The organism is Enterobacter cloacae complex sp.6700776, from assembly GCF_048284255.1.
GTDB classification, from domain to species: Bacteria; Pseudomonadota; Gammaproteobacteria; order Enterobacterales; family Enterobacteriaceae; genus Enterobacter; species Enterobacter intestinihominis.
On the sequence record NZ_JBLVYK010000022.1, the window covers coordinates 24,052 to 45,962 of the forward strand.

Annotated in this window: 22 protein-coding genes; 6 read left to right on the forward strand and 16 right to left on the reverse strand. The window is 56.5% G+C overall.

The window, feature by feature from the left end; translation table 11 throughout:
- Nucleotides 1–40: 40 nt before the first annotated feature.
- On the forward strand, nucleotides 41–2,128 hold the full coding sequence (locus ACNQ0T_RS20830) for a YccS/YhfK family putative transporter (protein ID WP_022649610.1): 2,088 nt from the start codon (nucleotides 41–43) through the stop codon (nucleotides 2,126–2,128).
- On the opposite strand, the gene argD is transcribed toward ACNQ0T_RS20830, so the two are convergent.
- The 4 genes from argD to ppiA form a co-directional block, all read right to left on the reverse strand.
- Nucleotides 2,125–3,345 (reverse strand): bifunctional acetylornithine/succinyldiaminopimelate transaminase, encoded by a 1,221-nt coding sequence (argD, locus tag ACNQ0T_RS20835; RefSeq protein WP_207788680.1) that lies wholly within the window; start codon nucleotides 3,343–3,345, stop codon nucleotides 2,125–2,127. The two genes, ACNQ0T_RS20830 and argD, sit on opposite strands and share 4 nt — an antisense overlap.
- A gap of 87 nt (nucleotides 3,346–3,432) precedes the next feature.
- Nucleotides 3,433–3,996 (reverse strand): aminodeoxychorismate synthase component 2, encoded by a 564-nt coding sequence (pabA, locus tag ACNQ0T_RS20840; RefSeq protein ID WP_165716080.1) that lies wholly within the window; start codon nucleotides 3,994–3,996, stop codon nucleotides 3,433–3,435.
- 30 nt (nucleotides 3,997–4,026) lie between these two features.
- Complete coding sequence (locus ACNQ0T_RS20845) at nucleotides 4,027–4,611, reverse strand: putative adenosine monophosphate-protein transferase Fic (protein ID WP_165716079.1); 585 nt, start codon at nucleotides 4,609–4,611, stop codon at nucleotides 4,027–4,029.
- Nucleotides 4,612–4,716: 105 nt separating this feature from the next.
- Entirely contained in the window at nucleotides 4,717–5,289 is a 573-nt protein-coding gene (gene ppiA, locus ACNQ0T_RS20850; protein WP_022649614.1) for a peptidylprolyl isomerase A, read from the reverse strand.
- Nucleotides 5,290–5,567: 278 nt separating this feature from the next.
- Between ppiA and tsgA the strand changes: the two genes are divergently transcribed.
- From tsgA to ACNQ0T_RS20875, 5 genes are all read left to right on the forward strand, one after another.
- A complete protein-coding gene (gene tsgA, locus ACNQ0T_RS20855; RefSeq protein WP_022649615.1) occupies nucleotides 5,568–6,752 on the forward strand; it encodes an MFS transporter TsgA in 1,185 nt (394 codons plus the stop codon).
- 260 nt (nucleotides 6,753–7,012) lie between these two features.
- The gene (gene nirB, locus ACNQ0T_RS20860; RefSeq protein WP_022649616.1) at nucleotides 7,013–9,556 is read left to right on the forward strand and encodes a nitrite reductase large subunit NirB; all 2,544 of its coding nucleotides are present in this window, start codon (nucleotides 7,013–7,015) and stop codon (nucleotides 9,554–9,556) included.
- The gene (gene nirD, locus ACNQ0T_RS20865) at nucleotides 9,553–9,879 is read left to right on the forward strand and encodes a nitrite reductase small subunit NirD (RefSeq protein WP_022649617.1); all 327 of its coding nucleotides are present in this window, start codon (nucleotides 9,553–9,555) and stop codon (nucleotides 9,877–9,879) included. Before nirB ends, nirD begins: the two co-directional genes overlap by 4 nt.
- 134 nt (nucleotides 9,880–10,013) lie before the next feature.
- Nucleotides 10,014–11,387: a siroheme synthase CysG gene (gene cysG, locus ACNQ0T_RS20870; protein WP_023298772.1), complete on the forward strand. Its 1,374-nt coding sequence runs from the start codon at nucleotides 10,014–10,016 to the stop codon at nucleotides 11,385–11,387.
- A gap of 146 nt (nucleotides 11,388–11,533) precedes the next feature.
- Nucleotides 11,534–11,704: a YhfL family protein gene (locus tag ACNQ0T_RS20875; RefSeq protein ID WP_003861638.1), complete on the forward strand. Its 171-nt coding sequence runs from the start codon at nucleotides 11,534–11,536 to the stop codon at nucleotides 11,702–11,704.
- Nucleotides 11,705–11,841: 137 nt separating this feature from the next.
- Here ACNQ0T_RS20875 and trpS read toward each other — a convergent pair whose 3' ends face one another.
- From trpS to ACNQ0T_RS20935, 12 genes are all read right to left on the reverse strand, one after another.
- Nucleotides 11,842–12,846: a tryptophan--tRNA ligase gene (gene trpS, locus ACNQ0T_RS20880; RefSeq protein ID WP_015571430.1), complete on the reverse strand. Its 1,005-nt coding sequence runs from the start codon at nucleotides 12,844–12,846 to the stop codon at nucleotides 11,842–11,844.
- The gene (gene gph, locus ACNQ0T_RS20885; RefSeq protein WP_017384158.1) at nucleotides 12,839–13,600 is read right to left on the reverse strand and encodes a phosphoglycolate phosphatase; all 762 of its coding nucleotides are present in this window, start codon (nucleotides 13,598–13,600) and stop codon (nucleotides 12,839–12,841) included. The genes trpS and gph overlap by 8 nt, the downstream gene beginning before the upstream one ends.
- Nucleotides 13,593–14,270: a ribulose-phosphate 3-epimerase gene (rpe, locus tag ACNQ0T_RS20890; RefSeq protein ID WP_003861634.1), complete on the reverse strand. Its 678-nt coding sequence runs from the start codon at nucleotides 14,268–14,270 to the stop codon at nucleotides 13,593–13,595. Before rpe ends, gph begins: the two co-directional genes overlap by 8 nt.
- Before the next feature lie 39 nt (nucleotides 14,271–14,309).
- Nucleotides 14,310–15,122, reverse strand: a complete 813-nt coding sequence (gene dam / locus ACNQ0T_RS20895) for an adenine-specific DNA-methyltransferase (protein WP_022649620.1) — start codon at nucleotides 15,120–15,122, stop codon at nucleotides 14,310–14,312.
- 67 nt (nucleotides 15,123–15,189) lie between these two features.
- On the reverse strand, nucleotides 15,190–16,488 hold the full coding sequence (gene damX / locus ACNQ0T_RS20900; RefSeq protein WP_022649621.1) for a cell division protein DamX: 1,299 nt from the start codon (nucleotides 16,486–16,488) through the stop codon (nucleotides 15,190–15,192).
- 92 nt (nucleotides 16,489–16,580) lie between these two features.
- The gene (gene aroB, locus ACNQ0T_RS20905; protein ID WP_022649622.1) at nucleotides 16,581–17,669 is read right to left on the reverse strand and encodes a 3-dehydroquinate synthase; all 1,089 of its coding nucleotides are present in this window, start codon (nucleotides 17,667–17,669) and stop codon (nucleotides 16,581–16,583) included.
- 57 nt (nucleotides 17,670–17,726) lie between these two features.
- Nucleotides 17,727–18,248, reverse strand: a complete 522-nt coding sequence (gene aroK / locus ACNQ0T_RS20910) for a shikimate kinase AroK (RefSeq protein WP_003861630.1) — start codon at nucleotides 18,246–18,248, stop codon at nucleotides 17,727–17,729.
- Between the two features lie 286 nt (nucleotides 18,249–18,534).
- Nucleotides 18,535–19,773 (reverse strand): DNA uptake porin HofQ, encoded by a 1,239-nt coding sequence (hofQ, locus tag ACNQ0T_RS20915; protein ID WP_045308978.1) that lies wholly within the window; start codon nucleotides 19,771–19,773, stop codon nucleotides 18,535–18,537.
- Nucleotides 19,685–20,089: a HofP DNA utilization family protein gene (locus ACNQ0T_RS20920; RefSeq protein WP_032621951.1), complete on the reverse strand. Its 405-nt coding sequence runs from the start codon at nucleotides 20,087–20,089 to the stop codon at nucleotides 19,685–19,687. Before ACNQ0T_RS20920 ends, hofQ begins: the two co-directional genes overlap by 89 nt.
- A complete protein-coding gene (locus ACNQ0T_RS20925; protein ID WP_023298776.1) occupies nucleotides 20,079–20,531 on the reverse strand; it encodes a hypothetical protein in 453 nt (150 codons plus the stop codon). The genes ACNQ0T_RS20920 and ACNQ0T_RS20925 overlap by 11 nt, the downstream gene beginning before the upstream one ends.
- A 3-nt stretch (nucleotides 20,532–20,534) precedes the next feature.
- On the reverse strand, nucleotides 20,535–21,029 hold the full coding sequence (locus ACNQ0T_RS20930; RefSeq protein WP_023298777.1) for a PilN domain-containing protein: 495 nt from the start codon (nucleotides 21,027–21,029) through the stop codon (nucleotides 20,535–20,537).
- Entirely contained in the window at nucleotides 21,029–21,802 is a 774-nt protein-coding gene (locus ACNQ0T_RS20935; protein WP_417930360.1) for a DNA utilization protein HofM, read from the reverse strand. Before ACNQ0T_RS20935 ends, ACNQ0T_RS20930 begins: the two co-directional genes overlap by 1 nt.
- Nucleotides 21,803–21,911 lie beyond the last annotated feature (109 nt).

Here is a 21,911-nt window from a genome sequence, read left to right on the forward strand (position 1 = left end):
GCCGCCGCAGGGTGGCACGCCGTTTTTGTCTCTACTCCTTATGTGGCGCAGGCTGATCTATCACCCGGAAGTTAACTACGCACTGCGACAAACGCTGGTGTTGTGTCTTCCCGTGGCCGTGGGCCTGATCCTCGGACATCTTCAGCAAGGCCTGCTGTTTTCTCTCGTGCCCGCCTGCTGCAACATTGCCGGTCTGGACACCCCGCATAAACGCTTTTTCAAACGCCTGATTATTGGCGGCTGCTTGTTTGCCGGCTGTAGCCTTGCCGTGCAACTCTTACTGGCCCGCGACATTCCTCTGCCGCTGATCCTGACCGTGCTGGCGATGACGCTTGGCGTAACCGCTGAAATCAGCTCGCTGCACGCCCGCCTGCTTCCTGCGTCGCTGATTGCCGCCATCTTCACCTTAAGCCTTGCGGGCAATATGCCGGTGTGGGAGCCATTGCTGATCTACGCCCTCGGCACGCTGTGGTACGGGCTGTTTAACTGGTTCTGGTTCTGGTTGTGGCGGGAACAGCCGCTTCGCGAATCCCTGAGCCTGCTCTACGTGCAGCTTGCTGAATACTGCGAAGCAAAATACACCCTGCTCACGCAACATACCGACCCGGAAAAATCCCTGCCGCCGCTGCTGGCACGCCAGCAAAAAGTGGTGGATCTGATCAGCCAGTGCTATCAGCAGTTGCACATGCTTGCCGCCAACAAAAATCATGAATATAAGCGGCTGCTGCGTACCTTCCAGGTCGGGCTGGATTTGCAGGAGCATATTTCCGTCAGCCTTCATAATCCGGAAGAGGTGCAAAAGCTGGTGGAGCGCAGCCATGCGGAAGCGGTGATCCGCTGGAACGCGCAGACCGTCGCGGCGCGCCTGCGGGTGCTGGCTGACGATATCCTCTATCACCGCTATCCGACGCGCTTTAACATGGACAAACAGCTCGGCGCGCTGGAAAAGATTGCGCGTCAGCACGCGGATAACCCGGTCGGGCAGTTTGCCGCCTGGCATTTCAGCCGCATCGCCCGGGTGTTGCGCACCCAGCGCCCGCTTTATACCCGGGACCTGATGGCCGATAAGCAAAAACGACTGCCGTTGCTGCCTGCGCTCAAAAGCTACCTGTCACTGAAGTCTTCCGCCCTGCGCAACGCCGCAAGAATTAGCGTCATGCTCAGCATCGCCAGCCTGATGGGAATGGCCCTGCACCTGCCGAAACCCTACTGGATCTTAATGACCGTGCTGTTTGTCACCCAGAACGGCTATGGCGCCACGCGGGTGCGCATTCTGCATCGGGCGGGCGGCACGATGGCGGGGCTGATTATCGCGGGCGTAACGTTGCACTTCCACGTGCCGGAAGGGTATACGCTGGTCGGCATGCTGGCGATTACGATGGTGAGTTATCTGATCATCCGTAAAAACTACGGCTGGGCGACGGTGGGCTTTACGGTAACGGCGGTGTACACCCTGCAGTTGCTTACGCTCAACGCCGATCAGTTAATTATTGCCCGCCTGGTCGATACCCTGATTGGCTGCCTGATCGCCTTTGGCGGCATGGTCTGGCTGTGGCCGCAGTGGCAAAGTGGATTACTGAGGCAAAACGCCCACGACGCGCTGGAGGCGGATCAGCAGGCCATTCGCCTGATCCTGAGCGACGACCCGCAGCCGTCTCCACTGGCCTACGAGCGCATGAAGGTCAACCAGGCGCATAATGCCCTGTTCAACTCCCTTAACCAGGCCATGCAGGAGCCGGGCTTCAACTCGCACTATCTGGCAGACATGAAGCTGTGGGTCACGCACAGCCAGTTTATCGTCGAACACATCAATGCCATGACCACGCTGGCGCGCGAGCACACCATGCTGACGCCGGATCTGGCGCAGCGCTATTTGCAGTCGTGTGAAATTGCCCTCCAGCGCTGTCAGCAGCGTCTGGAGTACGACGCGCCGGGCGAGTCAGGGGATTCGAACATTCTGGAAGCGCCGGAGACGCTGACCCACGGGCCGATGAGCACCCTTGAGCAGCATTTACAGCGCGTTCTCGGGCATCTCAACACCATGCACACCATTTCGTCGGTGGCATGGCGTCAGCGTCCGCATCACGGGATATGGTTAACGCGCCGGTTAAAACGAACCGCGTATTAGCCTCTGACGATCTTCGCCACCGCCGCGGCAAAACGGGTTAACCCGTCTTCGATGTCTTTGTCTTCCACCACCAGCGACGGCGCGAAGCGCATCACGTCCGGCCCGGCGTTGAGCACCATGACGCCTTCGTGTGCGGCGGCGTGCAGGAAATCGCGCGCGCGGCCTTTGTACTGAGGTTTCAGCTCGGCGCCGATCAGCAGCCCCATTCCGCGGATGTCGCTGAAGACATCAAACTGTTCGTCAATCTGCTGAAGATGTTTCACAAAAAGGGCGCGTTTCGCATTCACGCCATTCAGGACGTCCGGCGTATTAATGATGTCGAACGCCGCTCCCGCCACGGCGCACGCCAGCGGATTACCGCCGTAAGTGGAGCCGTGTGAGCCCACATGAAATGCGGAAGCAATATCCTGGGTGGTTAGCACCGCGCTGACCGGGAAACCGCCGCCGAGCGCTTTCGCGCTGGTCAGAATATCCGGCGTTACGCCGTAGTGCATATAAGCGAACAGGTCTCCGGTACGCCCCATCCCACACTGCACTTCATCAAACACCAGCAGCGCCTGGTGCTCGTCGCACAGTTCGCGCAGCCCTTGCAGAAATTCCGGGGTGGCCGCCGTGACGCCGCCTTCCCCCTGAATGGGTTCGACCACCACGGCACAGGTGTGATCGTCCATCACCGCTTTAACGGCGTGCAGATCGTTAAACGGCACGTGGATGATATCCGCAGGTTTCGGACCAAAGCCGTCGGAATACTTCGGCTGGCCGCCAACGGAAACGGTAAAGAACGAGCGACCGTGGAAGGCGTTATGGAAGGCGATGATTTTGGTTTTGTACGGACTATGACGCGTGGTTGCGTAGTAGCGCGCAAGCTTAAAGGCGGTTTCGTTGGCTTCGGTGCCGGAGTTCATAAACAGCACGCGTTCGGCGAAGGTGGCATCGATGATCTTACGCCCCAGACGCAGCGCCGGTTCGTTAGTGAACACGTTGCTGGTGTGCCACAGCGTTTCGCCCTGCGCTTTCAGCGCGTCCACCAGCGCAGGATGGCAATGGCCCAGCGCCGTCACCGCAATACCGCCTGCGAAATCAACATACTCGTTGCCCTGCTGATCCCAGACGCGGCTGCCTCTCCCTTTCACCGGGATAAACTCAGCCGGTGCATAAATCGGCAGGATCACTTCATCGAATGTCGCGCGGGTAATTGCTGGTTGTTCAGTTGCCATGTCATGACCATCCATTTTTATGTCACAGTGATTGTGAAAATATAATCACAAAATATGCATAAAAAATCACAACAAGGCAACAGATATTCAGCGATTAAGGAAATTGGCCAGCAGCGCGTGCCCCTGTTCGCTGAGAATGCTTTCCGGGTGGAACTGCACCCCTTCCAGATCGTACTCGCGGTGGCGAATGCCCATGATTTCCCGTGTCTCACTCCAGGCTGTCACTTCAAAGTCTGCGGGCAGGGTCGGCGGATCAATCACCAGAGAATGGTAGCGCGTCACGGTTAACGGATTGTTTAGCCCCAGGAACACGCCGGTACCGGTGTGCGTGACCGGAGAGGTTTTGCCGTGCATGACTTTCGCGGCACGGACAATGCTGGCGCCAAAGACCTGCGCAATGGCCTGGTGACCCAGGCAGACGCCCAGAATCGGCAGCTTGCCCGCATAGTGGCGGATTACCTCCAGCGAGATACCGGACTCCGACGGCGTACACGGCCCGGGCGAAATCACGATTTTCTGGGGCGCCAGCGCGTCAATGTCAGCCAGCGCGATCTCATCGTTACGGCGGACAACCACCTCTGCCCCCAGTTCACAAAAATACTGGTAAAGGTTCCAGGTAAAGGAATCGTAGTTATCAATCAGCAGAATCATGGCGGCTCCTGAAAAAATGGCCGCCCTATTTTACTCAGATCCCCGCGCTTCGCTCACAACTTTGGCAAAGATAGCATTCAGGGCGGTCAGATCACCCATCGCCCCGCTCTGGTTGGCGGATGCCCAGTCGTCCGGGTCGATCCCCTGCCAGTTCAGCACGTAGCCCGCATGGATAGCCAGCTGTTCAAAGAAGATCCGCTGAGCCACGCCATTACCGCTCATAAACGGATGTAGCATGTTGATTTCACAGTAGTAATGACTGATTCTGTCTGTAAACTCTTCTTTCTGAAGGCCCACAAGATATTTATCGCTTTCCAGCGAAGCCATCAGCTCATTACCCACCTTCTCGATGTACTCGAAATGGCAAAATGGAATGTCGCCCTTGGAGATATCGGCGGTGCGCAGCTCGCCAGCGCCTTTCATTTCGTTGCGGAATAAATGGCGGTGAATAAGGCACAGATGGGGTAAACCCGGTGCAGAAGGCCCCAGTGCCAGCATCTCGATATCGGGTTCAGCGGGACCCTTGCCTTTTTCAAGGAGGCAACTGGCCTGAAGATTGGCGCTACGCTGTTGCTCCCAGAGTCGGGATTTTTGCTTGTCGGTGAGTTTTTTCACTACGCCTCCCTGAATAGTCCGTTTGCCACAAGTATAAGCAGCAAAACGCGCTTTCGCAGGGAGGGCGGAAAGACACGGGCAGGATGTGCCCGTGTGAGGGAACGATTACGGCAGCACTTTCGCGGAGAGAATCACCACTGGCTTAGACGGCACATTCTGGTATGGACCGACATCGTGAGTCTGAACCTGAGAGATCTTGTCCGCCACGTCCATGCCTTTCACCACTTTACCGAACACCGCGTAGCCAAAGTCGCGCTGGCCGTGGTCCAGGAAGGCGTTATCCGCCACATTGAGGAAGAACTGGCTGGTGGCGCTGTCTTTATCCGCCGTACGCGCCATAGAAATGGTGCCGCGCTTGTTCAGCAGGCCGTTATCCGCTTCATTTTTGATTGGCGGGTTAGGCTTTTTCTGCTGCATCTGCTCGTTGAAACCGCCGCCCTGAATCATAAAGCCCGGGATCACGCGGTGGAACGTGGTGTTGTTATAAAAACCACTGTTCACGTAGTCGAGGAAGTTTTTCACGGAAACAGGGGCTTTCTGGCTATCCAGCTCCAGCTCAATATTCCCCGCAGAGGTAGTCAGCAGGACGTGAGGGTCTCCTTTGGCTGCCAGCGCAGCAGGGGAAACGGCAGAAAGAGCAAACACAGCTGCGACAGCCGCCAGTGTTGATTTGAGCATGAGAATTCCTTAACAAAGCGCAGTATAAAAAGCGAATGGCTTGATTCTAAAGAGCAGTATGACCCCAGACCAGTCTTTTACCTAATTTTACGAAATTGAAACAATTATTACCGCGCAAACGATTGTTCACCCCGCGATGTAATGTGATCTCCATCACGTTAAAGCCTGCAATTGTGCTCAATATTTTCTGAAAAGATTTAATTAGATCACTTTCGCGACTAAAATCTGCCCGCTCAAACGCAGTCATTGCGTTTTTCTTTACTTTTAACAGGCCAGACATGACTAACAGCAATCGCATCAAGCTCACATGGATCAGCTTCTTCTCCTACGCCCTGACCGGCGCGTTGGTGATCGTCACCGGGATGGTGATGGGAAATATCGCAGACTACTTCCAGTTGCCCGTTTCCAGCATGAGCAATACCTTCACTTTCCTGAACGCGGGGATCCTGATCTCTATTTTCCTTAATGCCTGGCTGATGGAAATCGTGCCGCTGAAAACCCAGCTGCGCTTCGGCTTCGTGCTGATGGTTGCCGCCGTGGCGGGCCTGGTGCTGAGCCACAGCATCGCCCTCTTCTCTGCCGCCATGTTCGTGCTGGGCCTGGTGAGCGGGATCACCATGTCGATCGGTACGTTCCTGATCACCCATATGTATGAAGGTCGCCAGCGCGGCGCGCGTCTGCTGTTCACCGACTCCTTCTTCAGCATGGCCGGGATGATTTTCCCGATGGTCGCCGCGTATCTTCTGGCGCGCAGCATTGAGTGGTACTGGGTGTACGCCTGCATTGGTCTGGTCTATGTCGCGATCTTTATTCTCACCTTCGGCTGCGAGTTCCCGGTGCTGGGCAAAAAAGCGCAGACCACGTCTGAGCCAGTTGCGAAAGAAAAATGGGGTATCGGCGTGCTGTTCCTTTCCATCGCCGCGCTGTGTTACATCCTGGGCCAGCTGGGCTTTATCTCCTGGGTTCCTGAGTATGCGAAAGGTCTGGGCATGAGTCTGAACGACGCGGGTAAACTGGTGAGCGATTTCTGGATGTCTTACATGTTCGGCATGTGGGCGTTTAGCTTTATCCTGCGCTTCTTCGACCTGCAACGGATCCTGACCGTTCTGGCGGGTCTGGCAACCGTGCTGATGTATCTGTTCATCAACGGTTCCCCGGAGCATATGCCGTGGTTCATCCTGACCCTGGGCTTCTTCTCCAGCGCGATTTATACCTCGATCATCACCCTTGGCTCTCTTCAGACCAAAGTGGCCTCACCGAAGCTGGTAAACTTCGTGCTGACCTGCGGCACCATCGGCACCATGCTGACCTTCGTGGTCACGGGCCCAATTGTGGCGCACAGCGGCCCGCTGGCGGCGCTGCATACCGCTAACGGTCTGTACGCCGTGGTGTTCATCATGTGCTTCGTGCTGGGCTTTGTGACCCGTCACCGTCAACACAACCCGGCAACAGCTACCCACTAATCGCCGTAACCCCTTTGCGTACTGCAAAGGGGTTTTCCCCTGCTCACCCGCCCTGCCCGCCGATGGGTAAAAAACCCCACCAAAATTGTGCGAAAAACAAGCAAGCACAAAAATCAAACAATATCCGTCACTTATAAAAATCCTGACAAATCATAGATATACCCCCTAAGGGGTAGGTGAAGGCGTATTTGATTTGCATCAATAAGTGCCCCTGCTGAATCGTTAAGGTAGGCAGTAATAGAAAAGAAATCGAGGCAAAAATGAGCAAAGTCAGACTCGCTATCATCGGTAACGGCATGGTCGGCCACCGCTTTATTGAGGATCTTCTCGATAAAGCCGATGCTAACCAGTTCGATATTACCGTGTTCTGTGAAGAACCCCGCAAGGCGTACGACCGTGTGCACTTGTCTTCCTACTTCTCTCACCATACCGCCGAAGAACTCTCTCTGGTGCGCGAAGGTTTCTACGAGAAGCATGGCGTAAAAGTGCTGGTGGGCGAACGCGCTATCACCATCAACCGTCAGGAGAAAGTGATCCACTCCAGCGCCGGACGCACGGTTTTTTACGATAAGCTGATCATGGCGACAGGCTCGTATCCGTGGATCCCGCCGATTAAAGGTTCGGAAACCCAGGATTGCTTCGTTTACCGTACCATTGAAGACCTCAACGCCATTGAATCCTGCGCACGTCGAAGCAAACGCGGCGCGGTTGTCGGTGGTGGTCTGCTGGGTCTGGAAGCGGCAGGCGCACTGAAAAACCTCGGCGTTGAAACCCACGTCATCGAATTTGCCCCGATGCTGATGGCGGAACAGCTGGACCATATGGGTGGCGACCAGTTACGCCGTAAAATCGAAAGCATGGGCGTGAAGGTTCACACCAGCAAGAACACCAAAGAGATCGTGCAGGAAGGCACTGAAGCGCGTAAAACCATGCGCTTTGCCGACGGCAGCGAGCTGGAAGTGGATTTCATCGTCTTCTCCACCGGCATTCGCCCGCGCGACAAGCTGGCTACTCAGTGCGGTCTGGCCGTTGCGCAGCGCGGCGGGATCATGATCAACGATACCTGCCAGACCTCCGATCCGGACATCTACGCCATCGGCGAATGCGCCAGCTGGAATAACCGCGTATACGGTCTGGTTGCACCTGGGTACAAAATGGCGCAGGTCGCCGTTGACCATATCCTCGGCAGCGAAAATGCCTTCACCGGCGCAGACATGAGCGCGAAGCTGAAGCTGCTGGGCGTGGACGTGGGCGGTATTGGCGATGCGCATGGTCGCACCCCGAACTCCCGCAGCTATGTTTATCTGGACGAAAGCAAAGAAGTCTACAAACGTCTTATCGTCAGCCAGGACAACAAAACCCTGCTCGGGGCGGTGCTGGTGGGCGACACCAGCGACTTCGGCAACCTGCTCCAGCTGGTGCTGAACGCCATTGAGCTGCCGGAAAACCCGGACGCGCTGATCCTCCCGGCGCACGCCTCCAGCGGTAAGCCGTCCATTGGCGTGGATAAACTGCCGGACAGCGCGCAAATCTGCTCCTGCTTCGACGTGACCAAAGGCATGCTGATCTCCGCCATTAACAAAGGCTGCCACACCGTTGCGGCGCTGAAGGCGGAAACCAAAGCCGGGACCGGCTGCGGCGGCTGTATCCCGCTGGTTACCCAGGTGCTGAACGCCGAGCTGGCAAAACAGGGCATTGAAGTGAACAACAACCTGTGCGAGCACTTCGCTTACTCTCGCCAGGAGCTGTATCACCTGATCCGCGTGGAGGGCATTAAGTCCTTCGACGAACTGCTGGAGAAACACGGCCAGGGCTACGGCTGTGAAGTATGTAAGCCTACCGTCGGTTCCCTGCTGGCGTCCTGCTGGAACGAATATGTGCTCAAACCAGAACACACTCCGCTTCAGGACACCAACGATAACTTCCTGGCCAATATTCAGAAAGACGGGACTTACTCGGTGATCCCGCGTTCTGCCGGGGGAGAAATTACCCCTGAGGGGCTGGTCGCCGTGGGCCGTATCGCCCGTGAGTTTAATCTGTACACCAAAATCACCGGTTCCCAGCGTATCGGCCTGTTTGGTGCGCAGAAAGATGATCTGCCGGAAATCTGGCGTCAGCTGATTGAGGCGGGCTTCGAAACCGGTCACGCATACGCTAAGGCGCTGCGCATGGCGAAAACCTGCGTGGGCAGCACCTGGTGCCGCTACGGCGTGGGCGACAGCGTGGGCTTCGGCGTCGAGCTGGAAAACCGCTACAAAGGTATCCGTACGCCGCACAAAATGAAGTTCGGCGTCTCAGGGTGTACCCGTGAATGTGCGGAAGCACAGGGTAAAGACGTGGGTATTATCGCCACCGAGAAAGGCTGGAACCTGTACGTGTGCGGTAACGGCGGGATGAAACCTCGCCACGCCGATCTGCTGGCTGCCGATCTCGATCGCGATACGCTGATCAAATACCTCGACCGCTTCATGATGTTCTACATTCGTACCGCCGATAAGCTGACCCGTACCGCGTCCTGGCTGGATAATCTCGAAGGCGGCATCGACTATCTGAAGTCAGTCATTATCGACGACAAGCTGGGCCTGAATGAACAGCTGGAATCCGAGATGACTCGCCTGCGCGAGGCGGTGATCTGCGAGTGGACCGAAACCGTGAACACGCCAGCGGCGCAGACGCGCTTCAAACACTTTATCAACAGCACCCAGCGCGACCCGAACGTGCAGGTGGTGCCGGAGCGCGAACAGCATCGTCCAGCGACCCCGTATGAACGTATTCCGGTGATGCTGGTGGAGGAAAACGCATGAGCCAGTGGGTAAACATCTGCAACATTAACGACATTCTGCCAGCAACCGGCGTCTGTGCCCTGCTGGGCAACGAGCAGGTAGCGATTTTCCGCCCTCGCCACGATGAACAGGTTTTTGCCATCAGCAATATCGACCCGTTCTTCGAGGCCAGCGTGCTCTCCCGCGGTCTGATTGCGGAGCACCAGGGCGAACTGTGGGTTGCCAGCCCGCTGAAAAAGCAGCGCTTCCGCTTAACCGACGGGCGCTGCATGGAAGATGAAAGCTTCTCGGTCAAACACTACGACGTCCGCGTGAAGGACGGCGAGGTGCAGCTGAAAGCGTAACCCCTCGCCTTTTCAATAGGAAAGGCTTATGACCCCTTATGGGTAACGGCAGGAAAAACCGTATGTTCTGTACGATTCCTGCTGTTATCCTGACGTCAATTCTTCCCCCGCCATGAATGCTGTGAGGTAACGTCGTGGATCACCTGCCGATTTTTTGTCAATTACGCAACCGCGACTGCCTGCTCGTGGGCGGCGGCGATGTGGCTGAACGCAAGGCGCGCCTGCTGTTAGAGGCGGGCGCCCGACTGACCGTTAACGCCCTCACCTTCGCCCCACAGTTTGACGTCTGGGCGCAGGAAGGGATGCTCACGCAGGTGCAGGGCGAATTTGATGAATCCCTGCTGGATACTTGCTGGCTGACCATCGCCGCAACGGATAACGATGACGTTAACCAGCGCGTCAGCGACGCCTGCGAAGCGCGCCGCATCTTCTGTAACGTGGTGGATGCGCCGAAAGAGGCGAGCTTTATCATGCCATCCATTATCGACCGCTCGCCGCTGATGATTGCGGTGTCGTCCGGTGGCCGCTCGCCCGTTCTTGCCCGTCTGCTGCGGGAAAAACTGGAAGCCGTGCTGCCTCAACACCTTGGTCAGATTGCGCATTATGCCGGGCAGCTGCGTTCCCGCGTGAAGCAAACCTTCGCAACCGTGGGCGAACGCCGTCGCTTCTGGGAGAAGTTCTTTGTCAACGACAGGCTGGCGCAGTCCCTTGCCAATCAGGACACCAAAGCGGTTGAAGAGACGACCGAGCAACTCCTCTCTGAACCGCTGGATCATCGCGGTGAAGTGGTACTGGTGGGCGCAGGTCCCGGCGATGCGGGCTTGCTGACGCTGAAGGGTCTCCAGCAGATCCAGCAGGCGGACATCGTGGTGTATGACCGTCTGGTCTCTGATGACATCATGAATCTGGTGCGCCGCGATGCTGACCGCGTGTTCGTCGGCAAACGGGCAGGTTATCACTGCGTACCGCAGGAGGAGATCAACCAGATCCTGCTGCGGGAAGCGCAAAAAGGTAAGCGTGTGGTGCGTCTGAAAGGGGGCGATCCCTTTATCTTTGGTCGCGGCGGCGAGGAGCTGGAAACTCTCTGCAACGCGGGCATTCCGTTCTCCGTGGTGCCGGGCATTACGGCGGCATCCGGCTGTTCTGCCTATTCCGGCATTCCGTTAACCCATCGCGACTATGCCCAGAGCGTGCGCCTGGTGACGGGCCACCTGAAAACCGGCAGCGAGCTGGACTGGCATAATCTGGCCGCTGAAAAGCAGACTCTGGTCTTCTACATGGGGCTAAATCAGGCAGCCACGATTCAGGCGAAACTGCTGGAGCACGGCATGGAAGCAGATATGCCGGTCGCGCTGGTAGAAAACGGTACCGCCATTACGCAGCGCGTGGTCGATGGCGTACTGACGCAGCTGGGCGAGCTGGCGCAGCAGGTTGAAAGCCCGGCGCTGATCGTGGTGGGCCGCGTGGTAGCACTGCGTGAAAAACTGAACTGGTTCTCCAGCCACTAACGCACAATCTTTCTCCCGGGAGTAGTCTTGAAGCGGACTACTCCCTTCTTACCTCAGTCGATAACATACCGCCCGCGTAATGGAACTTTTCCATTTATTCCCTCGTGTTACATCCAATTTTTTGATTTTATTGACAAGGAATGCGTATGTTCAAACTGGCAAAAGCTGCCGTACTGGTCGGCCTGTTAACAACTCTGACGGCCTGCACCGGTCACGTTCAAAATACTAAAAATAATTGCAGCTACGATTACCTGCTGCATCCGGCAATCTCCATTTCGAAGATCATCGGCGGTTGCGGCCCGGCGGCACAGCAGTAAGCGTTTTTCAGGCGTAAAAAAACCGGGAATTTCCCGGTTTTTTTGTTTCGTCAGTTTTGTCGGGTGGCGGCTCCGCCTTACCCGACCTACACGGTCCTGTAGGCCGGGTAAGCGTAAGCGCCACCCGGCAAAGCGGCTTAAGGTTTCGCCACAAACCCAATCGCGTCGTACACCGCTTTCAGGGTTTCGGAGGCGCGCGCGCTGGCTTTTTCCGCGCCCTCTTTCATCACTTTTTGCAGGAAAGCTTCGTCGTTACGGTAACGGTGATAGCGCTCCTGCAACTCGGTCAGCATGCCGGAAACGGCGTCTGCCACTTCACCTTTCAGGTGGCCGTACATCTTGCCTTCAAAGTGTTTTTCCAGCTCAGGGATGCTCTGTCCGGTCACACCGGAGAGAATGTCCAGCAGGTTGGATACGCCCGCTTTGTTCTGCACGTCGTAGCGCACCACTGGCGGCTCGTCGGAGTCGGTCACCGCACGCTTGAGCTTTTTCACCACCGATTTCGGATCTTCCAGCAGGCCGATAACGTTGTTGCGGTTATCGTCAGACTTGGACATCTTTTTGGTCGGCTCCAGCAGCGACATCACGCGCGCGCCGGATTTCGGAATAAACGGCTCAGGCACTTTGAACACGTCGCCGTAAAGCGCATTGAAGCGCTGGGCGATATCGCGGCTCAGCTCCAGGTGCTGCTTCTGATCTTCGCCCACTGGTACCTGGTTGGTCTGGTACAGCAGAATATCTGCCGCCATCAGCACCGGATAATCAAACAGACCGGCGTTGATGTTTTCAGAGTAGCGCGCAGATTTATCCTTGAACTGGGTCATGCGGCTCAGCTCGCCGAAATAGGTGTAGCAGTTCAGCGCCCAGCCCAGCTGCGCGTGCTCTGGCACGTGAGACTGAACGAAAATGGTGCTCTTCTCTGGATCGATACCGCACGCCAGGTACAGCGCCAGCGTATCGAGCGTCGCCTTGCGCAGCTTCTCGGGATCCTGACGCGCGGTGATAGCATGCAAATCCACGATGCAGTAAATGCAGTGGTAGTCATCCTGCATGCTCACCCACTGACGTAACGCACCCATGTAGTTACCAATGGTCAGTTCACCTGAAGGCTGTGCGCCACTAAAAACGATGGGCTTAGTCATTATTCAATTCCTGATGTTCACTGTGCGAGAGCCCGAGTGCGGGCAACAAATCTTTGAAGTGGTCGAACACAACGTCCGGCTCACTCAGCGTAATGGCTTCACCGTAGTTGTAGCCGTAGGTCAACCCAACAGACGGGCAACCTGCCGCTCTGGCAGCCAGAATATCATTGCGGGAATCCCCGACAAAGAGCAGCTCCGCAGGCGCTAAGGATAATTTTCCTGCCACCAGCAATAGCGGTTCCGGATGCGGCTTTTTATTCTGCACGTCATCGCCGCCCACAATTACGGAGAAGTATTTCGCGATATCCAGCGCTTCCAGCAGAGGCGCAACGAACGGTGTTGGCTTGTTGGTCACCAGCCCCAGCGGGATGCCTTTCGCATGTAGCGCGCTCAGCGTTTCAGCGACATCCGGGAACAGGAAGCTGCCCTCTTCGACGGTCTCTTCGTAGAAACGGTCGAACAGTTTGCGCAGAATACGCTGCTGCTCATCCTGGGGAATATCCGCGTGGTCAACACTCGGTTTCCCTTGCGCAGAACGCTGAGAGGCACGTTCCTGACGAGCCCAGGTCAGCGCGCGCTCCATCAGCACGTCTGCACCGTTACCAATCCACGTCACGACGCGCTCTTCGCCCGCAACGGGGAGTTCAAGGGCATACAGCGCCTGATCGACGGCGCGGGTTAATCCAGGCGCGCTGTCGACCAGCGTGCCGTCGAGGTCAAATGCTACACCCCGAATAGCCTGCAATTTATCCATGACTTACCTTCGCCAGTTCACGGCGCATTTCATCAATGACTTTTTTGTAATCCGGTTGATCGAAGATGGCGGAACCTGCGACGAACATATCCGCCCCTGCCGCCGCAATCTCACCGATGTTATTGACCTTCACGCCGCCGTCCACTTCCAGACGAATATCATAGCCAGACTCATCAATGCGGCGGCGCACTTCACGCAACTTGTCGAGCGTCTGAGGAATAAACGACTGGCCGCCAAAGCCCGGGTTGACGGACATCAGCAGGATCACGTCCAGCTTGTCCATCACGTAGTCGAGATAGCTCAGCGGGGTCGCCGGGTTAAAGACCAGCCCCGCCTTACAGCCGTTCTCTTTGATCAGCTGTAGCGTGCGGTCAACGTGTTCGGAGGCTTCCGGGTGGAAAGTGATGATGCTGGCACCCGCCGCGGCGAAATCAGGCACGATGCGATCAACCGGTTTCACCATCAGATGCACGTCAATGGGCGCGGTGATCCCGTAGTTACGCAGCGCTTTAAGCACCATCGGACCGATGGTCAGGTTGGGAACGTAGTGGTTATCCATAACGTCGAAATGGACGACATCCGCGCCAGCCGCGAGAGCTTTGGCAGTGTCTTCACCCAGGCGGGCAAAATCGGCCGACAGAATTGAGGGGGCAATCAAAAACTGTTTCATCCGCATCTCCTTGAAATGTGTTTACCGGCGGGCAAAGGCTCAGGGTCGATAAAGCGCCAGAAGTTCGTCCACCTTTTTACGTGTGCCGCCATTGCTACTAATGCTACGCCGCACTTTTACCTGAAAATGCTTCGCGGCTTTGTACCATTCGCGCGTATCAGGCGTGTCGTGATTCGAAATTAACACCGGAATTCTTTTGCTGACCAGCTTTTCCGCCATCTCAGCCAGACGCGCCTGCTCGGCCGGGCTGAAGCTGTTGGTGTGGTAGGCGGTGAAATTTGCCGTGGCAGACAGCGGCGCGTAAGGCGGGTCGCAGTAGACCACCGAGTTTACGCCCGCCAGCTCCATGCACTCTTCATAGGAGAGACAGTAGAACTCGGCATTCTGCGCTTTTTCAGCAAAGTGATACAGCTCGTCCTGCGGGAAATAGGGACGCTTATAGCGGCCAAACGGCACGTTAAACTCGCCACGCAGATTATACCGGCACAGACCGTTGTAGCCATGGCGGTTGAGATAAAGAAACAACAGCGCGCGACGGAACGGGTCCTGGCTCTGATTAAACTCAGCGCGGAACTGATAGTAAATGTCCGGGTTGTTGTTCTCTGGCGTAAACAGCTTCCGCGCCTCTTCCACATACTCATCGGTACGCAGTTTGACGATGTTATAGAGGCTGATAAGGTCGCTGTTGATATCCGCCAGGATATAACGAGAAAAATCGGTATTCAGGAATACCGATCCAGCACCCACGAAGGGCTCGATAAGACACTCGCCTTTCGGCAGGTGCTTTTTAATATCGTCGAGCAGGGGGTATTTCCCCCCTGCCCATTTAAGAAAAGCGCGATTTTTTTTCATGCTGACTAACTGATTACACCTTCTCCGGCTGTGGAGAAAGCTCCGACAGCATCCTGCGCTTTAAACATTACTTCAGATCGGCCTGCACCTGATGAATTGGCTTCGCCCACGGGTTTTTCGCCTGCACATCGGCAGGCAGCGTGGAGACGGCTCGTTTTGCTTCATCTTTTGAGGCATAAACTCCGCTTACCAGAACGTACCAAGGCTGTCCGTTACGGGTCGTCTGATAAACCACATAGTTTTTCAGATTCGATTTCTTCGCCCAGGCGTTGAGGTTGTCGTAGTTAGACGAACTGCTCAGCTGCAACGTGTAGTTGCTGGATGATGCGGATTTCAGAGAACCCACGTTACCCGTCGTTTTACCTGCCGCGGTGCTGGATGCGCTAGCGGTTGGCGTAGCAGCCGGTGCCGCAGTTGCAGCAGGCGCGGTTGTGGTCGCCGTTGCTTTAGGTGCAGCGGTTGCCGCAGGCGTTGGCGCTTTAACCGGTTGGCTCACCGCAGGTTTTGTCTGCGCTGGCGCTTTCGTTTCTGGCGCTTTTGCCACGGTCTGCGGTTTCGTCTCACGCTTCGGCTCAATCACAGCCTGCTTACGCTCCTGACGCGGCGCAGTCTGGGTATGGCGCGGTTTGGTTTCCGTTGCCGCCGTTTGCTGCTGGGCATTGCTGCCATGAACTGGCGCAACGGTGGCAGGTTCAGTAGGCAGCGTGGAGTTCACCACGGCAGCGTTAACCTGCTCCTGATTCTGCGGCTGCGTCAGCGCGTTATTCAGATCGCCCTGAACTTCAACACGCTGCTGGCCCTCCGGCGTAACAGGCGCCTGGCCCTGAGTTGGGGTCGCAGAGACGGGCGGCAGAGAGATATCCTGACCGGCGCTGGTGTTACCTGCGGTCTGCTCTGCGGAAGTGGTGCCCGGCGCTGGCTGAGCGCCATTCGCCTGGTTGCTCGCATCGTTACCAGACAGGTCGATGCTCTTCTCGGCAGACGCTGTCTGCTCGGTAGAATGGGTAGAAGGTGCTTTTAGCGCGGAACCAATGCCGACAATCAGCAATACCAGAACCAAAACGCCAAGGCCCATCATGATGTACTGACGGGAGGCCGGTTTTGCCGCTACCGCTTTTTTACGTTTGCGCGGACGACGTTCAACAGGCTGTTCATCCATTAACTCTTCTTCGGATTCATACTCCTCGTCTTCACGCTCATTTCGCGCATTACGGCTACGCGAAGGGCGACGATCGTCTGCATCCAGATCGACATCGTCAAAGTTGATCTGCGGCTCGTTATCACGTTCTGAAGATTGACGAGAACGACCAGTACGACGATCGCTGGGATCGGGTTTCAGCTCGTCTTCTGGTTTGAATTCATCCATTTAACACCCCACTCAAAGGCTTCTGCCAACGACTCTGCATTTACCTGAAGCTAAAACGACCACCTGTTACAGCAGCCTGACCTTTCTAGTTGTTACGCCTGCTGACAATCAGCAATAGCGCCAAGTACGACTTCGTGCGGCACTCCGCCGCGCACTTCACTTTTCCCTATTGCAAGCGGGAGTACCAGACGCATCTCACCTGCCAATACTTTTTTATCGCGCATCATGTGGGGAAGGTACGCTTGCGCAGACATTTCCTGCGGACCACTCACCGGCAAGCCAGCACGTTTAAGCAACGTGATGATACGTGCTGTCTCTTCCGGCCTGAACTGCCCCAGACGTTCAGAGGCACGGGCCGCCATGACCATTCCGGCAGCGACAGCTTCACCGTGAAGCCAGTTACCGTAGCCCATTTCGGCTTCGATCGCATGACCAAACGTATGCCCCAGATTCAGTAAAGCACGTAAGCCGGTTTCACGCTCATCTGCGGCAACGACTTCTGCTTTCAGCTCACAGCAACGGCGAATACAGTAGGCCATTGCCTGCCCATCGAGGCGCAGCAGCGCATCCATATTCTCTTCCAGCCAGGTGAAGAACTCACCGTCAAGAATAATGCCGTATTTGATCACTTCTGCAAGGCCGGACGCCAGTTCGCGCGCTGGCAAGGTTTGCAGACAGTCGAGATCCACCACCACCGATGCAGGCTGGTAGAACGCGCCAATCATGTTTTTGCCGAGCGGATGGTTAACCGCCGTTTTACCGCCCACAGAAGAATCGACCTGTGAGAGCAACGTGGTTGGAATTTGAATAAAGCGCACACCGCGCTGGTAGCTGGCGGCTGCAAAACCGGTCAGATCGCCCACAACGCCGCCGCCCAGGGCAAGCAGTGTTGTATCACGACCGTGCGGTTTTTGCAGAAGTGCGGTAAAGACGGTATCCAGTACCGTCAGGCTTTTGTACTGCTCGCCATCGGGCAGAATCACACTGTCGACCTTCACGCCCGCCTGCTCAAGCAGGTGGCGTACACGGTCGAGATAAAGCGGAGCCAGCGTCTCGTTGGTGACCAGCATCGCCTGATCACCCGCTTTCAGTGGTAAGAAGGAAGCTGGATCGTTAAACAAACCAGCCGCGATGGTGATAGGGTAACTACGTTCCCCGAGAGTAACTGTAATCCTCTCCATGACGCGACATCCACCTTAAATGCTTTTACCCGCAGGCGAGTGTATATAAAGCCAGAATCAGTTGCTTTCCAGCATATGAATAATCTGGTTTGCAACCACTTTAGCGCTTTGATCGTCAGTACGAATGGTCACATCAGCAATCTCTTCGTACAGAGGATTGCGTTCATCGGCCAAAGCTTCCAGAACTTCACGTGGCGGTGTTTCAACCTGCAACAACGGGCGTTTTTTATCACGCTGCGTGCGTGCCAGCTGTTTTTCGATGGTCGTCTCAAGATAGACCACTACGCCACGGGCGGAGAGACGGTTGCGGGTTTCGCGAGATTTTACAGAGCCGCCGCCTGTTGCCAGCACAATGCCCTGTTTTTCCGTGAGTTCGTTGATCACTTTTTCTTCTCGGTCACGGAAACCTTCTTCGCCTTCTACGTCGAAGACCCAGCCCACATCCGCTCCGGTTCGTTTCTCAATCTCTTGATCAGAATCGTAAAATTCCATATTGAGTTGTTGAGCTAACTGACGCCCAATAGTGCTTTTGCCGGCACCCATAGGCCCAACCAGAAAGATATTGCGTTTCTCTGCCATTTTTTCGGTACTACTAAGACTATTCGTTAATGGTAATCCCCGCTGCGCAGACACCCGGCGTAGCAGGACATGAACTGAAACCTCATTTGCAATAGAGCGAGAGTCAGACGAAAAATTATCTCAATACTCCGGCTTGTTTGGCAACTGATTAAATCACCGTTCCCGGCGCATAAGGAAATAAGACGTAAGTCCAACTCAAATCGGTACTCCTTGTATGCTAATTCATGCCCCACGTCAAACATCTGCAACAAACTGAATGCAAAATCATTGCGGGGATCGTTACCCATTAATGAATACTGACCAGACGTGGCGTGATAAACACCACTAACTCGCGCCGTTCGTTATCTTTTCCGTCATGGCGGAACAACTGACCCAGCCACGGAATGTTGCCCAGCACGGGCACGCTGTCGCGTCCGGTTTTATTCTTTTGCGAAAAGATCCCGCCCAGCGCGAGCGTTTCCCCACTTTTTACCTCTACCTGCGTTTCGATCTCCTGCTTATCAATCGCCAGCGTTTCGCCGTCCGCCTGTTGCAGCACCTGGCCAGGCATATTTTCACTGATATGCAGCTTCAGACGAACGCGGCCGCCCGGAAGCACCACCGGCGTGACCTCCATGCCTAATACCGCCTCTTTAAACTCAACGGAGGTCGCTCCGCTTTCGCCGCTGGAAACCTGATACGGGATTTCGCTGCCCTGCTTGATGCTGGCCGGCTGCATGTGCGACGCCAGTAGCCGCGGGCTGGCGATGATATCCACCTGCTGCTTTTGCTCAAGCGCCGACAACTCAAGATCCAGCATCCTGCCGTTGATGCGCCCGATATTAAACCCAACGTGTGTGGTTGCACTGGCCACCGACAGGTCAGCGCCCAACGTCGTGACCTGACCCACCTTACCGGCCTCCGTTGCGTCAGCGAGGTTCCATTTCACCCCCAGTTCACGCAGGCTTTTTTCACTGATGGTCACAATCTGCGCCGCCAGTTCTACCTGCTCGACGGGCAGATCCATCTGCGCTGCCCAGCGCTGGAGCATATCCACCACCGACTTGTTATCCCTGACCAGGAGACGGTTGGTGCGCTTGTCGACGGAGAGACTGCCTTTCGGGCTTAAGAGCTTTTCCGCCGCTTTTTGCAATTCGGCCGCATCCGCATAAGCAAACGGAATGCTGTGAGAGAGCAGCGGAGCGTCGAGCAGACGCTGGGCCCGCTCCTGCTCTTTACGCGTCTGTTGCTCCCGCTGCCAGGCCGCCGTATGCACATAAAAAATGCCGCCCTCTTCCCGCAATACCAGCCCGGCACTGTTCACTACCGTCTGAAGCGCCTGCCTCCAGGGCACCCGCGTTAGATTCAGCGAAAGCGAACCGCTGACATCCGGCGACACCACCAGATTGCGATCCTCCTGCGCTACCATCGCCTGTAATACCTGCACCACCGGGACATCATCCACCAGCAGGGTGACCGGTTTTGGCGTCGCGGCCCACAGGGGCTGGCTGAGTGCCGCCAGTAACAGCCCTATCCATATCTTCACTTTTTTTCGTTCCTTCTCGCTGCCATGTCCATCGCTTCGGCTCGCACATCTCGCCGACATCAACGGTCAGTTGTTGTGTATCTATCGCACTCACCCGCCAGCCTGGCGGTAACCGCATCTGCGTTTTTACCCGGTGCCAGCGGTTCTGCCCGTCCTGCATAAGGCCGATATCCCTGCTGCCGCTGACGACTCCCTGATACCGCCACTGGCTGAGTTGCCCTGCTGCGCAACGCTCTTCCGGCACGGAGAAGGGATCCCGCATCCCGGTCAGGAAAAGCGGAGAAAGCAGGATCAGCAAACGGGTTTTACTGCGCATGGCCTATCTCCAGTTGCAGGCTAAGGCGTAGCTGTTTTCCCTGTGGGGTGATGGAAAACGCGCTCACCCGCACGTTCTCAAGCGCCAGCCGGGAAAAGAGCGCCGGAACTGCGCCCCACAAGGCATCCAGCGCCAGCTCTCCCCCACTCTGCTGCGGTTTCCAGTACACCAGCCTTGCGTCCTCACGCTGAAATGCCAGCGGAGAAAAGGGCTGCACCGGCTTCACTTGCGTAACCACAGGTCGCCGCCCGGCCTTCGGCCACAGCGAGGCGTTGATTCGCTTCGCACTGCTGGCCTGCGCCTGAATATCGGCGTAGCACAGAGCAGCGGGTCTGAGCAGCGCTCCCCAAATCGCAAACGCAACGATCCCCGACGCGATCAACCAGCAAAGGACGCGCCGGGAAGGACGTGCATCTGTCCAGCGTTGATACCAGATGCCCACTGGCTACCTCCGGCTATGCAGTTGAAAAGAGAACATCCATCGCCCCTGGCTATCCTGTTGCAATTCGCCTGCCGGTCCGGGGTTAAACCCCGTCACCCTTTTCAGCGCATCGGTCATGGCGGAGAGCGTCGGGAGTGAGGTGGTATAGCCCGTCAGGATCAGCGAGGGTGGCTGATAACGCAGCGCCGTCAGCCACGCCTGCCGGGGCATTGCACTGGCAAGGGATTCAAGCGCGGGTTGCCATGCCACCGTCTCAGGCGGCTGCGAAGGGGTTTCCACCCCCGCAGACTGCGGCTGACGGGCTTTCAATACCTTCTGCACCGCACGCGTTCCCGCCAGATCGCTCTGCAACGCCTGTGACGCGAGAGTCTGCGTCGCCCGAAGGCTGACGCCTCCCGCCAGCATCACCAACAATGAGGCGGTAAACAGCAGCCCCCAAAAACGCAGGCGCTGATTACGTTGCTGCCGACGCCAGGGTAAAAGATTGGGCATGCTCATTACGGCGCCTCGCTCATGGCCAGCGCCAGGGCGACAGTGTAATTAGCACCACATTCTGGCAACGGCGGCTGACACAGCGTCACCGCTTCCCACGGATCCCGTGCAGCATCAAACACGGCGATATCAGAAGGAGAAAGTGCAAGCAACGCCGCCAGCTCATTCACCGTCGCCGCTTCTGTGGTGTAACGCCGCCCCCACTGGTGACGCATCGCCCACAGCCACTGGTCTTTATCCCTCCAGGCTACGCACCGGACGGGTGCAACAGCAGAGAGAAGATTAGCCAGTGCGCCGGCATCCGGGACGATTGCGGCCAGGCGCAAACGCAGCGCTTTCGCCAGCGACAACAGGGTATCGACCTCTCTGTTTTGCGCGGCGGTAACCTGAAAAGTGTTGCTGAACGTATCCTGCGCGTAGTCAAAGCAGAGCGTATCGGGAGACATCTCCAGCTCACGCGCTAATGCGGCGCCTACCCAGGTGAGCTGTTCGCTGTCACGCAAGGTAACGGATGGACGGGGCAACGCGCGTTGCAGAACGCGCGTTGCCGGAAATGAGAGAAATACCCGATGCGAGTGCGGCAATGTTTTCCGCCAGCCACGTAATGCGTTAACCAGTTGTTCTGGCTTAAGTATTTTGCCTTCACCCATAACCCCGTCCGACAGCGGCACCGCCCACCAGCGCCGTAAACGCCAGCCGGCCCGCTCTCTGGTCAGCGCCACGGCAATCACCTTATCCTGTTGAATATGAACGCCTGTTTGCCACGTTTTAAAAGCCATACTTCACGATCTCCTTATCGCCCGTCGGAGTGACGGCTATATCAATGAATCAGGCTTGCCTTTATACTACCGCGCGATTGTTTAGAAACTGCCCAGGCTAAACCAAATG

Coding starts and splice junctions, on each gene's coding strand:
- tsgA (WP_022649615.1), top strand. CDS start 5,568: ATGACTAACAGCAATCGCATCAAGCTCACATGGATCAGCTTCTTCTCC.
- gph (WP_017384158.1), bottom strand. CDS start 13,600: ATGGATAAATTGCAGGCTATTCGGGGTGTAGCATTTGACCTCGACGGC.
- ACNQ0T_RS20830 (WP_022649610.1), top strand. CDS start 41: ATGTGGCGCAGGCTGATCTATCACCCGGAAGTTAACTACGCACTGCGA.
- ACNQ0T_RS20920 (WP_032621951.1), bottom strand. CDS start 20,089: ATGCGCAGTAAAACCCGTTTGCTGATCCTGCTTTCTCCGCTTTTCCTG.
- ACNQ0T_RS20935 (WP_417930360.1), bottom strand. CDS start 21,802: ATGGCTTTTAAAACGTGGCAAACAGGCGTTCATATTCAACAGGATAAG.
- aroK (WP_003861630.1), bottom strand. CDS start 18,248: ATGGCAGAGAAACGCAATATCTTTCTGGTTGGGCCTATGGGTGCCGGC.
- argD (WP_207788680.1), bottom strand. CDS start 3,345: ATGGCAACTGAACAACCAGCAATTACCCGCGCGACATTCGATGAAGTG.
- ACNQ0T_RS20930 (WP_023298777.1), bottom strand. CDS start 21,029: ATGAGCATGCCCAATCTTTTACCCTGGCGTCGGCAGCAACGTAATCAG.
- nirB (WP_022649616.1), top strand. CDS start 7,013: ATGAGCAAAGTCAGACTCGCTATCATCGGTAACGGCATGGTCGGCCAC.
- damX (WP_022649621.1), bottom strand. CDS start 16,488: ATGGATGAATTCAAACCAGAAGACGAGCTGAAACCCGATCCCAGCGAT.
- rpe (WP_003861634.1), bottom strand. CDS start 14,270: ATGAAACAGTTTTTGATTGCCCCCTCAATTCTGTCGGCCGATTTTGCC.
- ACNQ0T_RS20875 (WP_003861638.1), top strand. CDS start 11,534: ATGTTCAAACTGGCAAAAGCTGCCGTACTGGTCGGCCTGTTAACAACT.
- aroB (WP_022649622.1), bottom strand. CDS start 17,669: ATGGAGAGGATTACAGTTACTCTCGGGGAACGTAGTTACCCTATCACC.
- dam (WP_022649620.1), bottom strand. CDS start 15,122: ATGAAAAAAAATCGCGCTTTTCTTAAATGGGCAGGGGGGAAATACCCC.
- pabA (WP_165716080.1), bottom strand. CDS start 3,996: ATGATTCTGCTGATTGATAACTACGATTCCTTTACCTGGAACCTTTAC.
- trpS (WP_015571430.1), bottom strand. CDS start 12,846: ATGACTAAGCCCATCGTTTTTAGTGGCGCACAGCCTTCAGGTGAACTG.
- ppiA (WP_022649614.1), bottom strand. CDS start 5,289: ATGCTCAAATCAACACTGGCGGCTGTCGCAGCTGTGTTTGCTCTTTCT.
- nirD (WP_022649617.1), top strand. CDS start 9,553: ATGAGCCAGTGGGTAAACATCTGCAACATTAACGACATTCTGCCAGCA.